The sequence below is a fragment of the Shewanella halifaxensis HAW-EB4 genome (assembly GCF_000019185.1).
Taxonomy (GTDB): domain Bacteria; phylum Pseudomonadota; class Gammaproteobacteria; order Enterobacterales; family Shewanellaceae; genus Shewanella; species Shewanella halifaxensis.
The window spans coordinates 4167881-4182407 of sequence record NC_010334.1; the positions used below are offsets into that span (position 1 = coordinate 4167881).

Consider the following 14527-nt stretch of genomic DNA (forward strand, 5'->3'; position numbering starts at 1 on the left):
TTAGATTATTAACTTAGAAGCTTTTGCTAACACCAAATACGACGCGATCGTCGAAAATTTCAGTCTGCGTACCATAAACTAAGTGGGAGTCACCAACAGAGCTACCGTGGTATCTAAGGTCGAAAGTTAAACCCACATAGTTAGCTTCCACACCTAAGTTCCAGTGAGTCCAACCTTCAGCGCCTTCACCATCAAGATCTTGGTAACCGAGTGAACCCGATAGCTTTACACCGTTGTTGAAATCATAGCTTGGGTGAACGGCGTAGTTCACGCCATGCCAGCCATCAACACCAAACCAATCGTCTAGCGTTGGCGTAACTTCAAGTTGAACATTTGCCTGACCAAACTGCTTAGCCACACGGATCCATAATTCGGTGTAATTTGAATATGAAGCTCCTGGATAAAGATATGAAAATACCATCACATCGTAAGTAAGGCCGCTGTCACCCAATGCACCCGCTTTACCAATGTATGGCGCGGTGACGATTTCAAGGTTTGGATCGGCAAATTTTATGTTTGATGCGAATACACCTGTGTACCAGCCATCGTCATTGCCCCAACCCAAGGTACCCTGCACAACGGGAACGTCACCATCCATAGTCTCTGACTCACCACGGAAGACATAGTCAGTTGCAAACTTAACATTACCGCTAATTTGACCACCAAATAGTTCGTTGTCATCGGCGGCAACAGCGGAGCCCATACTCGCCATTGCTAAGCTACCAAGCATCATCACATGTGCAAATTTCATAATCATCATCCCAATATGTTGTCGATCTAAGTTTTTAATCAAGCTTTAAATCTAAGATTGTTAATCTGAACTTGGAGTAAATCTTACTCTCAAGTTATTAACGACCTTGGGAGTAGATATGAATTAAAAACCCAACATTATGAAAAAATATGAACAATATGACTTAACGAGGTCAAATTCTGATTAGCTCGCTTTCTTCAGCAGTAAGCCCTTAAGCTCCTCAATTTGCACTTTAAGCTCGGCGACATCTGCTGAGCTTGCAGGCTTTTCCATTGGCTCTTGAGGATCTTGTTCACCGCGCATGGCTGCAGTCTCTTGGGTCATCACATCCAGTACCGCCCCCACCATCATATTTAAAAATACAAACGCAGTTAAAAAGATAAAGCTTAAATAATAAAGCCAACTCAGTGGGTACACCGCCATCGTCTCGTACATGATTGATGTCCATGACTCAAAAGTTGAGATCCTAAATAACGTAAGCATAGCAACTGAAACATCGCCCCATAGAAAATCATTAATATGGGCAAAGAACATGCTGCCGATGGCACCGTAAATATAGAAGATGACGAACATCAACAGCGCGATATAGCCCATGCGCGGAATGGCCTTAAGCAGCGCATTAACCAGCATCCGTAGCTCAGGGATCATCGAGACTAGACGCAGCACTCTGAAGATACGTAGTAGACGAGCCAACAATATTGCCGAGCCACCAGCAGGAATAAGGCTTCCTATAACAATAATGGTGTCAAATACATTCCAGCCATTGCTAAAGAAACGCTTAGGCCCGTCGCTGGCAAGAAAGCGGATAATAATTTCGATGGCGAAGAACACGGTAATACCGATATCGAGCACCACGAGACTACTCTCCATCCAGCTCGGCAAGTGGTAAGTATGCGCGCCAATGGACAGCGCTGAGACCACAATAACAAAGATGATAAAACCTTGGAAAAAATTACTATTATCAATTATTTTGAGTTTTGACTGTAAGCCAGAAACATTCGCAAGCACGCTGCGCTCCTATTTAAAATGGAATATAAATCAGTCTAGACGACGCGAGCCAAAGCCGCGTTCGCCAAAGGATCGCGCAGTGTAATGAGCAAGGCTTAATTTGGTGTTAAATCGAAGGCTGAAAAGTGTGACGGGGAGCGAGAACGATCCCCGAGAACATCAGTAATAATTAGTTAAGTTGAGATACGATCTCGTTAAGATTCGCCTCCACCCAATTACGGTCAATCGCCCCCCAATGATTAATTTGATAAAAGCCAGCATTATGGCGCTCCCCCTCTTGCACAAACTCGCACTCAATAGTTAGGTCCCCCAGTGCTGCTATTGCATCCTGTAAGGTTCGACGTGGCATTTCCGTTAGCTTGTGCAGCGACAGTAAATTATGCCTTTCACTATCGATAAGGTAAGCAATATAGAGCTTTCTAAAAAAAGCGTTTTGCTGTTTTGAGGCGGTAAAATTGAGGCTCATAGGGTTCTTATTATTAAGGGCATTGCCGATAAAGTACGTTATTGGCAATAAATAACAAGTCGCAATCGGCTATCACAACTCACTTAACTGCAATATGTTGCCAAATATGTCTCCCTATAGCGATAAAGCCTACCATCCTGATATAGTCGATTAAGATATTGAGTCGTAGATGGGCTGTGACATGGATTGTGAAATAAAAAGTGAAACAAAGAGTGAAATAAAGAGTGACATGAATAGTGAAACGGATAATTCGAAACAGGCTAACGCTAAACAACTTGCTTGTGAACAAGCAGTCTCAGAGTCAGCGCCCTCATCTCCTGTGATGCCAGAGCAAATGGCTCATAGCCAAGTAAAGCCTACTAATGTGCAACAAGTGCTAACAGAACAAGAGAGCATCACACCCACGGTAAAGGAGCTGGAGCTAACAGCTTCGCACGTTACTGTTGACTCTAGTGACTGGCAAAGCTTCGATCGTGTTGCATTACAATCGGTAAACGACAGCCACTACACCCAAGTACTGACCGAAAGCCTGATATTTGGCGGACTCGTATTTATCGGCGCATCCTTGGCGGTCATTATCCCAGGCGCATTGAGCTTGCCACTGGTGATTGCCATTCTTACTGGTTTACTACTGATAATATGTATCATTGGCTACTTAAGACATCGCCATGCTAAATCGTTAGGTTATGCCACTTGTGAGCATGAATTATTAATGCAGCAGGGCTTTTGGTGGGTTAAGCGAACCTCTTTACCTTACTCAAGATTGCAGCATGTGAGTGTATCTCACGGCCCACTAGAACGTCACTTTAATCTATCCACGATAAAATGTTTCAGCGCAGGCAGTGGCTCAGCAGAAATAGAACTTCCGGGTATAGAGCAAGAAACCGCAGAGCACTTACGCCAGCATCTGTTATCGCAGGCGGCTAAGGCTAACTTGCAAGCTAATTTACCCAAGCATGCACAGAACTTGTCTCAACAAGAGATCACAGAGGGAGTGTCTAGCGATGGCGCATAAATTCTCTCAGTGGTCATCGCTATCAGCGTGGTCAATCATCAGTTTTACCTTATTTGCCACTCGGCAATTACTCAGCAGTGGCTATGCTCTCATTCCCGTGGTGTATACCGGATGGCAGCAAGGATTTAGTAGTCCTTGGGTGATCGTCGCGATTGCAGCGGTGATCAGCGCCATCTTCATTTTTAGTGTGCTGCAGTGGTTGAAATTTCGCTTTAGAGTCGAGGCTGATAAGCTCATTATCAGACATGGGATCATTTTTAAAAAAGCCGATGAGCTCCCCTTTAGTAAAATTCAAAACGTGCGTTTAGAGCAGCCACTTTATTTTCGCCCGATGGGACTCTATCGCTTAATTGTCGAAACGGCGGGCTCGAAAAACAATGAAGCAGAGCTATCAGCCCTTGATTATAAAGATGCCCTCAACCTTAAGAAGCAGTTAATGGCTGAGCACGACTTACACTCACATCAAGCCTTTCATTCGCCTCAGCAATCACCTCAACAACACCGTCGCCCCAAGCAAGCCTATATTCTCAGCCGCAAAAGCTTAAAACAGCTGGTTACCTTTGGCTTTTATCAGAATAATGCCATTTGGTTAGCCGTCATTTTAGGGCCTATTTTGGGACAACTTGATTGGGAATCGATGGAAAACCTGCAATTAGTGCAGTCATTGTCGGTCTGGTACGAGGTCAACATTGGCATCAGCATTGTGCTACAAATACTCTTTATTTCAATGACTTTAGTACTGTTTTATCTGCTATTTTCATTATTGTCGATCACCTCTGCGGTGCTTAAGTACTCACCTTATCGTTTGAGTCGCAGTGGCAATACCCTGCACCGTACTGGGGGGATTATTGCTAAACAAAATGATGCTCTCGCCATTAAGCGCATACAGGTTATCAAGTTCTATCAGCCGCTAGTTGGCCGCTTACTTAAGTTATGGACGGTGTACTTTAAACAAGTCCAAGGCCATGAAGTTGAACAGCGAGGTAGTACAAATATGCTGATCCCCTGCATGACACGTAAAGACATTGCTCAACTATTGCCAGAACTTCACGGCATAGAAGCCAGCTCGCTACAGCTTCCTAAGCATTACCTGCGGATCCATTTAGGCTGGTTCTGGCGTAGAGGGTTATTGCCGTTACTCGTGCCTGCGATTAACACTTACTTTTTAGGCTTAAACCTATTTACCGACATCCTTTGGATTGCCGCTAGCCTATTTTGCATAGGTATTTATTTACGATATCGCCAATACGGCTATGTACTTGAGGGCAATAATCTGTGGTTTCACTCAGGGCTACTAGGGAGAAGCTGGCAGCTAATCGCACTCACTAAGGTACAACATGTCGCGATAACCCAATCACCCAATCAAAAGCGTGGTGGATTAGCTAATCTTGAAATTGGTCTCGCGAGTGGTACAGTAAAACTGCCTTATATTTCCATCATTGCGGCGCGAGACATTGCAGAGCGATCACTTGCGCTTATTCATAACGATCACCGAAACTGGATATAGCCATGAATAAACCTGTATCAGCCCAGAGTTCAGCTCATCCCATAACCCCAGACATGATTATTCATTTTTGGTTTGAAGAGATTGAACCTAAGCAGTGGTGGATTAAAGATAATGAATTTGATGCCTTGATTAAGCAGCGGTATGCAGGCTTATTAGCGACGGCCGTACAAGGTGAATTATATCATTGGCGCGCCACACCAGAGGGGCGACTGGCCGAGATCATCGTCCTAGATCAGTTTTCCCGCAACATCTATCGCGATACCCCACAGTCTTTTGCCGCCGATCCCATCGCACTCGTGCTTGCACAAGAAGCGGTAGCACTCAATACCGACTCAAAACTGAAGACTAAACAAGTGCCCTTTTTATTTATGCCCTATATGCACAGCGAATCATCCGTCGTGCATGAGGTGGCACTACGACTATTTGGCCGAGAAGCGGCTCAGGACAATTTAGATTTCGAGCTTAGGCATAAAGCTATTATCGACCAATTTGGCCGCTACCCTCACCGAAATGCAATTTTGAGTCGAGAGTCTACTCCTGAGGAAATCGCCTTTTTGCAGCAGCCGGGCTCAAGCTTTTAGCCGCACACTCCCGAGCCAATACAGAATCGCTACGCTAGTAAAGAATCCACCTTCTGAAGTCGATGGCTTTGCCTATCTGTTGTAAAACGGGCTCCCTAGAAGGGGGCTTTCCTATCGTGCTTTCGCAAGACGCCATAAATATATCCCTATAGGCTCTGCTAAATCATCCCTGATTTAGAAGCTTGCACAGCGCTTCTAGCAAAGCTTTACTGTATAGCTGAGTCTAACGTGGATATGTTTAAATGAGCTAATAAGTCATTAAACATAGCCTACTCCATAACTTTCATTCATTTTATTTCAGGCAAAGCCTAATTAATGATAACCACCTTCTGAAGTAAGTGGTTTAGGGCTAAAAATTAAAGTGTGACTGCTGTTTTCTGTCTCATTGTTAACTAAACCCTAGATAACAGCCATAAGTAACCCACTTTACTTCACCACCAGCACTGGACATTTAGCCTTGTTCGCTAACGCCTCAGCGATATTAGGATTTAATAGATGTGAAATTCCCTTTCGACCATGGCTAGCAATAACGATCATGCCAACCTCTCCAACCTCGGCCTCTTCAAGTAGCTCATCTAAGACATCACCCTTACGCAGCACAGTCTTCACCGTCAAACCATGGTTTAACTCCTGTTGGATCTGCAATTGATGTTTCTCAAGGTTTTCATTTGCAGCAACCTCAATTTGTCTATCGAGCTGCTCCGCCGATTCTACTGCAATACCGTAATGATGCTCACTGAACGGCTCACTCATAACATGCACCAAGCGTAAACTCACGCCGTATAAATTAGCCATCTCTATCGCATAGCCTTGTGCATGTGATGCCGTCAATGAAAAATCAGTTGGGCATAAAATCTGTCGAGTACGCATAACCTCTCCTCAATCTAGCCTTAAGTGGCTTGATTGCTTTTACCGCAAAGCGTTCACTGGATTAAGACAACAGCGAGCAATTTGCAGATAACTCTCTATAGCTATCCTATAGCTATCCTATAGCTATCCTATAGCTATCTCTATAACTAACTCTCTAAAACTAACTACCTAAAACTAACTCGTTCGCTATTTCACGACCAGCACGGGGCACTGAGCGCGGTTAGCGACCGCTTCTGCAACGTTAGAATGCAAAAAATGCGACAGCCCGGTGCGACCATGGCTAGCAATGACAATCATCCCCGCCTCTGAGCCCTCAGCCTCTTTAAGGATCTGCTCTGCAGCGCTACCATGGCGAATAACCGATTCAACCGAAAGCTCACTCTTGAGTTCGGTCAATAGCTGTTTCATATTCTCAGCAGCATTGTCTTCCATGCTCTGTGCGAGCTCTTCGGGCGTCACGGTAAGAATTTGATAATTATCGACCCCCATAGGCTGCTCAATGACATGCACAATGCGTAGGCCAACATGGTATAGATTTGCCATTTCAATCGCATACTTTAGTGCATGAGAAGCAGTATCAGAAAAATCCGTTGGACATAAGATTTGACGACTACGCATGACTATTTCCTCCAAATATTATTCGCTTACTATCGCCATGGTAAATACCGCTTTATGGCAAAGACTTAATACTATTACTTAATACTATGACTCGGCGCTATGCTTAGCGCTGTGGCTTAATGCTATTCCTCATATTAAGGTTAGTCATTAAGCCACTCTCGTGCCTCTTTTTTACTCTCAAAAAACTTAGCATCATAGGGGGTAAACCAGTCTGCCATTTTCGCCATCCACTCTTGTATACGCCCTTCTCCGACAATGGCTATTTTCTCAAATGCTTTGCCGTGAGCAATGCCCAACTTTAGGTCATCCCACGCCGCGCGTAACTCCCAACCATCAAGTTCAGAGATGTCGGCTAGCACATTGATTTCAGGAGCTTCGACCCCAGCAATCGCAGACTCCAGCATAGGAACCATATATTCATAATCTTCATGGGTTAACTTACCAACAGCAACAAACGTCATGTAAAACTTGCTACCACTACGCTCTATTCCTACAGATATGCCATGTCTATCATTACTCATTTCATGTTCCTTAGTTGGCTGAAAGTCGAACCTATTCTTAATTTTATTCTAGATCTCTGAGGATTATTGAATTTGATCTCAGTCACAATTCGAAGCGATATTTGATCTTTAATCAAAACTTAATTAATATCAGACCGACTAATCAGTCGGTCATTTAAAAACCAGCTCTGGAGCTCAGCTAATGAATATGCATATCGACAGTCAGACAGCACAACCACTCTCGCAAGTGCTAATCAAGCAGCGCAGTTGTTATTTAAATGAGCCAGCACCAGCTTATGACGCCAGAGTTGAGTACCTTAAGAGTCTTAAAGCCGCCATACTCAGCCATCAAGAGCAACTTGTAGCAGCTCTTAATCGCGACTACGGTAACCGCTCTGTTGATGACAGCATGATCTCCGATATCATGCCCTGCATTAACAACATTAATTACAGCCTAAAGCATCTTAAGAAGTGGATGAAACCTAGCTCTCGTCATGCGGGTTTATTATTAGCGCCAGCTAAAATCAAAGTCCATTACCAGCCATTAGGGGTTGTCGGCATAATCGTGCCATGGAACTTCCCCGTCATGCTCTCGGTGGGGCCGCTCATTACCGCCCTTGCTGCGGGTAACCGCGCGATGATCAAGTTGTCTGAGTTTACCCCTGAGACCAACCAAGTCATTAAGACCATGCTCAGCAGTATCTTTGATGACACTCACGTTGTGTGCATCGAGGGAGAGGCTGAGGTTGCAGCAGAATTCTCTGCTTTGCCGTTCGACCATCTGCTGTTTACCGGTTCAACCACTGTTGGCCGCCATGTCATGCGTGCTGCTGCTGACAATCTCACTCCCGTGACCCTCGAACTTGGTGGCAAGTCTCCGGTTATCATTGCCGATGATATCGATATGGCTACCGCCGTTGAGCGTATGATCTATGGTAAATGCTTAAATGCAGGGCAAATTTGTGTCGCACCAGACTATGTACTGCTACCGCGCGCCAAAGTGGATAGTTTTATCCAAGCTTATAAGAAAAAATTCAGCCGCATGTACGGTAAGGTCAGCGATAATAAAGATTACGGCAGTGTGATTAATCAACGTCAATTTGACCGGATTATGCATGTACTCGAAGATGCTAAAGCCAAGGGCGCCACAATAACTAGCGCAAACGATGAAGCGATTAATACTGATAAACGTAAGGTGCCGACGCAACTTATTCAAAACAGTTCAGATGATATGTTGCTGCTGCAAGAGGAGATCTTTGGCCCTCTGCTGCCAGTGATCCCATATGACAACCTAGAAGAGGCCATCGCCTACATCAATCAACGCCCTCGCCCACTGGCCTTGTACCTGATGAGCTTTGACAAAGATATTCAGCAACGTGTACTGGCAAACACCCACTCTGGTGGAGTGTGCATTAACGAGACCGTTTTTCACGTAGCAGCTGATGATGCGCCCTTTGGCGGAATTGGCCCATCGGGTATGGGCCACTACCATGGCAAAGAGGGCTTCTTAACCTTGAGTCACGCTAAAACAGTCCTTAGCCGCGGTAAGTATCTCAATACAGGTAAGTTGGTGCACCCTCCCTACGGTGGGTTTATTCAGCGCATACTGATGAAGTTTTTCTTACGTTAGGCTTTTAAGTAGGTAACCAATTTAATGAGTCGTATCGATAAAAAACAAGCCATATTAGACACGGCGCTAACACTCTTTGTCAGCCAAGGGGTCTATGCAACTTCTACCGCTTCTATTGCAAAACAAGCCAGAGTTGCTACTGGCACCCTATTTCATCATTTTGCTTCAAAAGAGGCGCTGATGAATCACCTATTCCTGTCCATCAAGCAGGAGTTTGCCGATGCGATTCAGTCACAAATCAGTCAAAAGGGTGACTTAAAATTAGATGCCCAGCATCTGTGGCAAGTCGCCATAAATTGGGCGATGGACAACCCGCTAAAACAGGAGTTTTTCCAGCAATACTCTATGTCTCCGTCGATATCATCGGAGGTAAGACTACAGGCAATGAACGGTATTTTAGGCTTTATGGGAGAGCTCATTGAGCAGGGGCAAAAAGCGGGTGTTCTAGCAGATTATCCGCTATCCTTGATGCTAGAGAGTTGTCATGGCCAATATATCGCGGCCACACGATACTTTATAGATAATCCAGAATCATGGAAGGATGAAGAATATAAACGGTCAAGCTTTGCGATGTTTTGGAATGCTATGAAAGCCTAACTAGCGAAATAACCCTGAATCATGGAAAGATGAAGCGTATAAACGCTCAAGCTTTGCGGTTTTTTTATGACAGAGTGAAGGAATGCTATGAAAGCCTAACTAGCGAAATAACCCTGAATCATGGAAAGATGAAGCGTATAAACGCTCAAGCTTTGCGGTTTTTTATGACAGAGTGAAGGAATGCTATGAAAGCCTAACTAGCGAAATAACCCTGAATCATGGAAAGATGAAGAGCATAAACGCTCAAGCTTTGCGGTTTTTTATGACGAAATGAAGGAACGCAATGAAAGCCTAGCGAGGCCAGATACACGATAACAGATTTATACGTTAGCCTTGCTGCAGTTATCGGGTTATGGGTGATTTATTCAAAGGAGTGAATATGTTGAGAATGAAGACTAAGTGTGAGCAATGCCAAACCAAACTGGCACGTAAAGACGTCGCTTATATCTGCTCATTCGAGTGCACTTTTTGCAAAAGTTGTAGCGAGAAATTGCACTTTAAATGCAAAAACTGTCAAGGCGCGCTAGTACTTAGACCCCCAAGGCTAATTAAACCTTTTAAAGTGCCTATAGCGAAATTAAAAAACCTTAATTTGGCGAACTCCTGCTAGCATTCAAGACCCTATTTTTACCAAACATTGACACTGAAGATTTGCACCGGAATAGTTGAGAACAGTACAACACTTTCTCTACAGTTCACTCTTTACCGCTCAGCTTATTGCTCAATTTACCACTCAGTAAACAGCTCATATTACAGCAACCATACAGCCCTAAGTGCTAGGTAACCAAAGGCTCACACACAGACCTTTTTCATCGCGATTATGTAAACTAATTCGTCCATCATGAGCTTCTATTATCTCTCGGCATAAAGGTAAGCCTAAGCCGGTACCCGACTGCTTGGTTGAGTAAAAAGGCAGTAGCGCTTGACTTAATACATCGGCTGACATCCCAACGCCTGCATCCTTAACTTCGATGCATAACCCTTGAGTGGGATCTGACAAGCTCGACTCTCTGATCTCTAGGCTAATTCTATCGAGATCAGAGCCAGACTCATGGGCGTTTTTAAGCAGGTTTAGCAGCACCTGCTCCATCTGAATCACGTCAAAACTAACGGGTCTTTGCGGAAACTCACCAAGTAGTTCAAACTGATAGTGCTGTTTAAGCTGCTCAGTTAAGGTTTGCCAATCGACGCAGGTCTTGTTCGGTAATGGCAATTTAGCAAAACGAGCATAGTTGAAGATAAACTGGCTCAGATGACTGCTTCTATCTTCGATGGTATCGAAGATAAGCTTCAGTTTTGGGTCGTTGAGCTCTTTGGTAATCACTCGTCCTGAGTTGACCATAGAAGCTATTGGCGCAACCGAGTTATTCAGTTCATGACTGATGATGCGGATCACCTTCTTCCATACCGCCACTTCTTGGCGATTGAGCTCTCGGGTCATCTGTTTTAAGAGCACTAAATGATGAAATTGTCCGTTCAGCAAAAACTGTCCACGAGACAGGTGCCAGGTCTCAATATCACTGTTATCAGCGTCATTACTCAGTGAAAACAGCCCATCTTTGGGGTTATTCAGCGCGCTGACCAGCTCTTGAGGAACTTCTTGTAACAGCTTTTCTAAGCTCATTCCTTCGATACGCAAGCCGTTATTAAACAGATGCCTCGCCGCATCATTGGCATAGATGATCCGCTGTTCATCATCGAGTAGCAGCATCACGTTAGGGGAGCTTTGAATGACTTTATCGAGCAGCAATTCGCGCTGGTAAATGTATTGCCGCTCTTTGCGCAATGTTTGCGCAGACTCATTAAAGAGTTCGGCTAGCGCCCTAAGCTGACCGTTCCCCGAGACAGGAATACTGACGCTAAAATCGTTATCCTTAAAGTTAAGTAGCCCAAGCTCGAGTGCCTGCAAGCTGGTATCTAAACGCCTAGTCGCCAAGAAACTTAACCATGCCACCAGCAGTAAGCAGCAGATAAAGATCACCAGATAGAGCGACTGCGGCTCAAAAAACGCCTTAGTTATTACGGCGGTTCTTGCGAGCCAAAGCTGTAATGCGAAAGCCAGTAACAACCCCATGGCCACCGACGATACGCAGCTAGCGATCAGTTTGACTCTTAATGAAATATGACTAATCTGGCTCATAGGGGCACTCTTGCCGAAAGTTAAAGAGAAAGCTTGAAATAAAGCTATTTATCAATCCCATACTTATCCATGCGCCGATACAAGGCCTGCCTGCTTAAGCCTAAAGATTTAGCGACTCTTGCGATCACGCCGTTGTGGCTATCTAATGCCGCTTGAATATCAGATTTTTCATCAGTATATTTCTCAAGCGTCTCTTTCCCTGCAGGCCTTGACGCTATAGAAGACTGAGCAGATGAGTCAACTGACGCAACCTTTATCTTTGCCTGACTATTTGCAGGCCACACCACTTCACTTATGCAAGACTTAGCCTCAAGGCTAACTTGGCCCTGCACTAAGCCAAAATCATCGACGCTTAATACGCTGCTTTGCGCCAAGATAACCGCCCGCTTACAGGCATTTTCCAGCTCACGCACATTACCGGGCCAATGATGCGCCAGCAACACTTGCAAGGCTTGGTGATTAAGGGAGAAGCCTGCACCAATAAAGTGCTCAACCAAAGGCTGAATATCATCTACGCGATCATTTAAGGTCGGCAAGGCTAGCTCAATCACATTGAGTCGGTAAAACAGGTCTTCACGAAAACGCCCGGTTTGGATCTCTTCGGCTAAATTCGCGTTAGTGGCACTAATCACCCGCACCTTGACCTTACGTGTCTGGTGGCTGCCTAAACGTTCAAACTCTCCGGTTTGCAGCACCCTGAGCAACTTAACTTGGCCAGACAATGGCAGATTACCTATCTCATCTAAAAACAGTGTGCCACCGTCGGCCGCTTCGAATCGTCCGATACGTGCCTTGGTGGCTCCGGTAAATGCCCCCGCCTCAGCGCCAAAAAGCTCCGCTTCTAAAAGATCCATCGGCAAGGCGCCAATGTTGACCTTAATAAACGGCTTATGCTTTAAAGGAGAGTTAGCATGAATGATGTCGGCAAGCTTATCTTTGCCCGCACCATTAGGGCCGGTGATCAGTACCGATACATCGGAGCGAGCAATCTGCAGGGCCAAGTCGACACAGCGCTGCATCGCGCCACTGTTAAACACCATTCCACAAAGGTCGGCATCTTTTATGGCCACCATACGCTGGCTTTCAACTCGGCTCAGCTGAGCATTTTCCTTAGACAGACGATGCAGTGAAATCAAATTGCTGATGCTGTTGAGTAACTTGGCATCATCCCAAGGTTTACCCATGTAATCGGCTCCGCCCTCCTTCACCAGCTCTACCGCCACTTCCAATTGAGTCCAGGCGGTTAGCAAGATTATTGGCAGTTGTGGCTGCAGTTGGCGCAGGGCATAAAATAGCGTTACCCCCTCACCGCCCGAGGTCGTATCTTGGCTAAAGTTCATATCTTGCAGCACCAGCGCCACATCGTGCAGTAGCACTAACTCAAGGGCCACATCAGGGGATAAACAGGTGAGCGTTTGATAACCGTTAAGCTCTAACATTAAAGCCAGTGCATTACACACGGCTTGATTATCGTCGACAATTAGGACTGTATCCATAAACTCTTTAGTATTTATTATGTTAGTTGACTAATTATAAAACTAACTCAAAGCCAAACAGAGTTAAAGCTCTGCTCACATTTGGCTTTCATTTAGATATCATTTTTTGGTATTGGCAGTAGCGGGTTACACACTGCGAGTGGCTATTGCGGGTGAAATCTTTGCCGCTTTTTGTGCAGGAAATATCACTGCAATAGTGGTTAATACAAATAAACCTGCCACCGTCACTAACGGATAGATAAGCTCAAGTTTAGGCAAACTATAAAACGTCATCAGCTGCTGACCAAGCTGCACGGCCACTAAGCTTCCGAGTAAGCCGCCAGTTAGGCACAACAAGTAATTCTCCACCAAAAAGAAACTAATAATGTCACGTTTCTTAGCCCCAAGGGCGCGGCGTGTACCTATCTGTTTAGTCCGGCGCTCGATATTAAACATCACCATACCAGCAAGACCTAATGAAGTAATGAGTAGCAGTAGTACCACCATCATAGACAATACAGTTGCCATCAATTCATGGTCACGATATACACTTTTTCTGTACTCACTAATCGTCGTAAATCCTTGTACTACGCGATTAGGATGCTCTTTATGCAGCGCTGCAGGTATGGCCTCTTTAAGCCCAACAATGGCAGACTCATCGGCGCGCACTAAAAAACGGGTAAAGGCCCAGCCCAGCTCCACATTGAGAATAATGCTATTGTTTAGGTTGGAGTTATTGACCCAAGCGCCCTGCAAACGCTCTACAACGCCGATAATTTTCATCGGCTGGTCGCCAATATTACCCTGATACAAGATTTTTCCAAGTGCCGACTCATCACCAAAGGTCTCTTTGGCAAAGTCTGCAGTCACTATGGCTAAACTCGCGAGTTCCGGACCACCACTACTGACTTCATCGGGATAGAAGTTACGTCCCGCTATCAGTTTTATCCCTAATGTCGAGATCATCTGCTCATCACCATAATAGATGGCAGCATTAGGGGTGTCTTTACGATCTTCTTCATTACTACCGTGGGAGAAGTTAGAGGACCAACCACCACCGCTCAAGGGAGTCATGCTGGTTGACGTCGCCGACTTGACCCCATCGAGGTTACGTACGATCTCCAGATCTAATAGGTTTTGCTTAGCGAGATCTATCTCCTCGTCAAAGTTATATATGGTTAAGTCAAACACTTCGGACTCTGCGATCCCCGACTCGCGGCTCATTAGGCCGATACGCTCGCTAATAATGAAACTCGCATTTGCGACTATCGCCACCGATAAAATTATCTGAATAAGCAGCAATAGAGGGCCACTTTTATTACGCATCAACATGCTCATAATGGGTTTAACTTGCAACATAGTAAGTTCC

General features: G+C 45.1%; 15 protein-coding genes. 6 read left to right on the forward strand and 9 right to left on the reverse strand.

What is annotated here, in order from left to right:
- Nucleotides 1-13 precede the first annotated feature (13 nt).
- The 3 genes from SHAL_RS17715 to SHAL_RS17725 form a co-directional block, all read right to left on the reverse strand.
- Nucleotides 14-751, reverse strand: coding sequence for a TorF family putative porin (locus SHAL_RS17715; RefSeq protein WP_012278486.1), 738 nt, complete (start codon nucleotides 749-751; stop codon nucleotides 14-16).
- Nucleotides 752-934: 183 nt separating this feature from the next.
- The gene (locus SHAL_RS17720) at nucleotides 935-1759 is read right to left on the reverse strand and encodes an ion transporter (protein ID WP_012278487.1); all 825 of its coding nucleotides are present in this window, start codon (nucleotides 1757-1759) and stop codon (nucleotides 935-937) included.
- A gap of 169 nt (nucleotides 1760-1928) precedes the next feature.
- Nucleotides 1929-2225 (reverse strand): winged helix-turn-helix domain-containing protein, encoded by a 297-nt coding sequence (locus tag SHAL_RS17725; protein WP_012278488.1) that lies wholly within the window; start codon nucleotides 2223-2225, stop codon nucleotides 1929-1931.
- Between the two features lie 229 nt (nucleotides 2226-2454).
- Between SHAL_RS17725 and SHAL_RS17730 the strand changes: the two genes are divergently transcribed.
- From SHAL_RS17730 to SHAL_RS17740, 3 genes are read left to right on the forward strand one after another with little or no spacing between them, the layout of a single operon-like run.
- The gene (locus tag SHAL_RS17730) at nucleotides 2455-3240 is read left to right on the forward strand and encodes a PH domain-containing protein (RefSeq protein WP_012278489.1); all 786 of its coding nucleotides are present in this window, start codon (nucleotides 2455-2457) and stop codon (nucleotides 3238-3240) included.
- Entirely contained in the window at nucleotides 3230-4747 is a 1518-nt protein-coding gene (locus SHAL_RS17735; RefSeq protein WP_012278490.1) for a PH domain-containing protein, read from the forward strand. The genes SHAL_RS17730 and SHAL_RS17735 overlap by 11 nt, the downstream gene beginning before the upstream one ends.
- Before the next feature lie 2 nt (nucleotides 4748-4749).
- Entirely contained in the window at nucleotides 4750-5328 is a 579-nt protein-coding gene (locus SHAL_RS17740) for a DUF924 family protein (protein WP_012278491.1), read from the forward strand.
- A 426-nt stretch (nucleotides 5329-5754) separates the two neighbouring features.
- On the opposite strand, the gene SHAL_RS17745 is transcribed toward SHAL_RS17740, so the two are convergent.
- From SHAL_RS17745 to SHAL_RS17755, 3 genes are all read right to left on the reverse strand, one after another.
- A complete protein-coding gene (locus SHAL_RS17745) occupies nucleotides 5755-6198 on the reverse strand; it encodes a universal stress protein (RefSeq protein ID WP_012278492.1) in 444 nt (147 codons plus the stop codon).
- A 186-nt stretch (nucleotides 6199-6384) separates the two neighbouring features.
- Nucleotides 6385-6816 carry a universal stress protein gene (locus SHAL_RS17750; protein ID WP_012278493.1) on the reverse strand — a complete coding sequence of 144 codons (432 nt, stop codon included), beginning with the start codon at nucleotides 6814-6816 and terminating at the stop codon, nucleotides 6385-6387.
- A gap of 140 nt (nucleotides 6817-6956) precedes the next feature.
- A complete protein-coding gene (locus tag SHAL_RS17755) occupies nucleotides 6957-7337 on the reverse strand; it encodes a SpoIIAA family protein (RefSeq protein ID WP_012278494.1) in 381 nt (126 codons plus the stop codon).
- A gap of 181 nt (nucleotides 7338-7518) precedes the next feature.
- Between SHAL_RS17755 and SHAL_RS17760 the strand changes: the two genes are divergently transcribed.
- The 3 genes from SHAL_RS17760 to SHAL_RS17770 all read left to right on the forward strand — a co-directional run bounded on the left by SHAL_RS17760 (nucleotide 7519) and on the right by SHAL_RS17770 (nucleotide 10153).
- The gene (locus SHAL_RS17760; protein ID WP_012278495.1) at nucleotides 7519-8946 is read left to right on the forward strand and encodes a coniferyl aldehyde dehydrogenase; all 1428 of its coding nucleotides are present in this window, start codon (nucleotides 7519-7521) and stop codon (nucleotides 8944-8946) included.
- 24 nt (nucleotides 8947-8970) lie between these two features.
- Nucleotides 8971-9543 carry a TetR/AcrR family transcriptional regulator gene (locus SHAL_RS17765; RefSeq protein WP_012278496.1) on the forward strand — a complete coding sequence of 191 codons (573 nt, stop codon included), beginning with the start codon at nucleotides 8971-8973 and terminating at the stop codon, nucleotides 9541-9543.
- 388 nt (nucleotides 9544-9931) lie between these two features.
- Entirely contained in the window at nucleotides 9932-10153 is a 222-nt protein-coding gene (locus SHAL_RS17770; RefSeq protein ID WP_223296296.1) for a DUF1272 domain-containing protein, read from the forward strand.
- Between the two features lie 159 nt (nucleotides 10154-10312).
- Here SHAL_RS17770 and SHAL_RS17775 read toward each other — a convergent pair whose 3' ends face one another.
- The 3 genes from SHAL_RS17775 to SHAL_RS17785 form a co-directional block, all read right to left on the reverse strand.
- Nucleotides 10313-11683 carry a sensor histidine kinase gene (locus SHAL_RS17775; protein WP_012278497.1) on the reverse strand — a complete coding sequence of 457 codons (1371 nt, stop codon included), beginning with the start codon at nucleotides 11681-11683 and terminating at the stop codon, nucleotides 10313-10315.
- Nucleotides 11684-11727: 44 nt separating this feature from the next.
- Nucleotides 11728-13179, reverse strand: coding sequence for a sigma-54-dependent transcriptional regulator (locus SHAL_RS17780; RefSeq protein WP_012278498.1), 1452 nt, complete (start codon nucleotides 13177-13179; stop codon nucleotides 11728-11730).
- 126 nt (nucleotides 13180-13305) lie between these two features.
- A complete protein-coding gene (locus SHAL_RS17785; protein WP_012278499.1) occupies nucleotides 13306-14517 on the reverse strand; it encodes an ABC transporter permease in 1212 nt (403 codons plus the stop codon).
- Between the last annotated feature and the right edge of the window lie 10 nt (nucleotides 14518-14527).

Excerpts from the sequence above, each read along its gene's own strand:
- SHAL_RS17760 (WP_012278495.1), top strand. The coding sequence starts at position 7,519 with ATGAATATGCATATCGACAGTCAGACAGCACAACCACTCTCGCAAGTG.
- SHAL_RS17735 (WP_012278490.1), top strand. The coding sequence starts at position 3,230 with ATGGCGCATAAATTCTCTCAGTGGTCATCGCTATCAGCGTGGTCAATC.
- SHAL_RS17765 (WP_012278496.1), top strand. The coding sequence starts at position 8,971 with ATGAGTCGTATCGATAAAAAACAAGCCATATTAGACACGGCGCTAACA.
- SHAL_RS17775 (WP_012278497.1), bottom strand. The coding sequence starts at position 11,683 with ATGAGCCAGATTAGTCATATTTCATTAAGAGTCAAACTGATCGCTAGC.
- SHAL_RS17755 (WP_012278494.1), bottom strand. The coding sequence starts at position 7,337 with ATGAGTAATGATAGACATGGCATATCTGTAGGAATAGAGCGTAGTGGT.
- SHAL_RS17785 (WP_012278499.1), bottom strand. The coding sequence starts at position 14,517 with ATGTTGCAAGTTAAACCCATTATGAGCATGTTGATGCGTAATAAAAGT.
- SHAL_RS17745 (WP_012278492.1), bottom strand. The coding sequence starts at position 6,198 with ATGCGTACTCGACAGATTTTATGCCCAACTGATTTTTCATTGACGGCA.
- SHAL_RS17740 (WP_012278491.1), top strand. The coding sequence starts at position 4,750 with ATGAATAAACCTGTATCAGCCCAGAGTTCAGCTCATCCCATAACCCCA.
- SHAL_RS17725 (WP_012278488.1), bottom strand. The coding sequence starts at position 2,225 with ATGAGCCTCAATTTTACCGCCTCAAAACAGCAAAACGCTTTTTTTAGA.
- SHAL_RS17730 (WP_012278489.1), top strand. The coding sequence starts at position 2,455 with ATGAATAGTGAAACGGATAATTCGAAACAGGCTAACGCTAAACAACTT.
- SHAL_RS17750 (WP_012278493.1), bottom strand. The coding sequence starts at position 6,816 with ATGCGTAGTCGTCAAATCTTATGTCCAACGGATTTTTCTGATACTGCT.
- SHAL_RS17780 (WP_012278498.1), bottom strand. The coding sequence starts at position 13,179 with ATGGATACAGTCCTAATTGTCGACGATAATCAAGCCGTGTGTAATGCA.
- SHAL_RS17715 (WP_012278486.1), bottom strand. The coding sequence starts at position 751 with ATGAAATTTGCACATGTGATGATGCTTGGTAGCTTAGCAATGGCGAGT.
- SHAL_RS17770 (WP_223296296.1), top strand. The coding sequence starts at position 9,932 with ATGAAGACTAAGTGTGAGCAATGCCAAACCAAACTGGCACGTAAAGAC.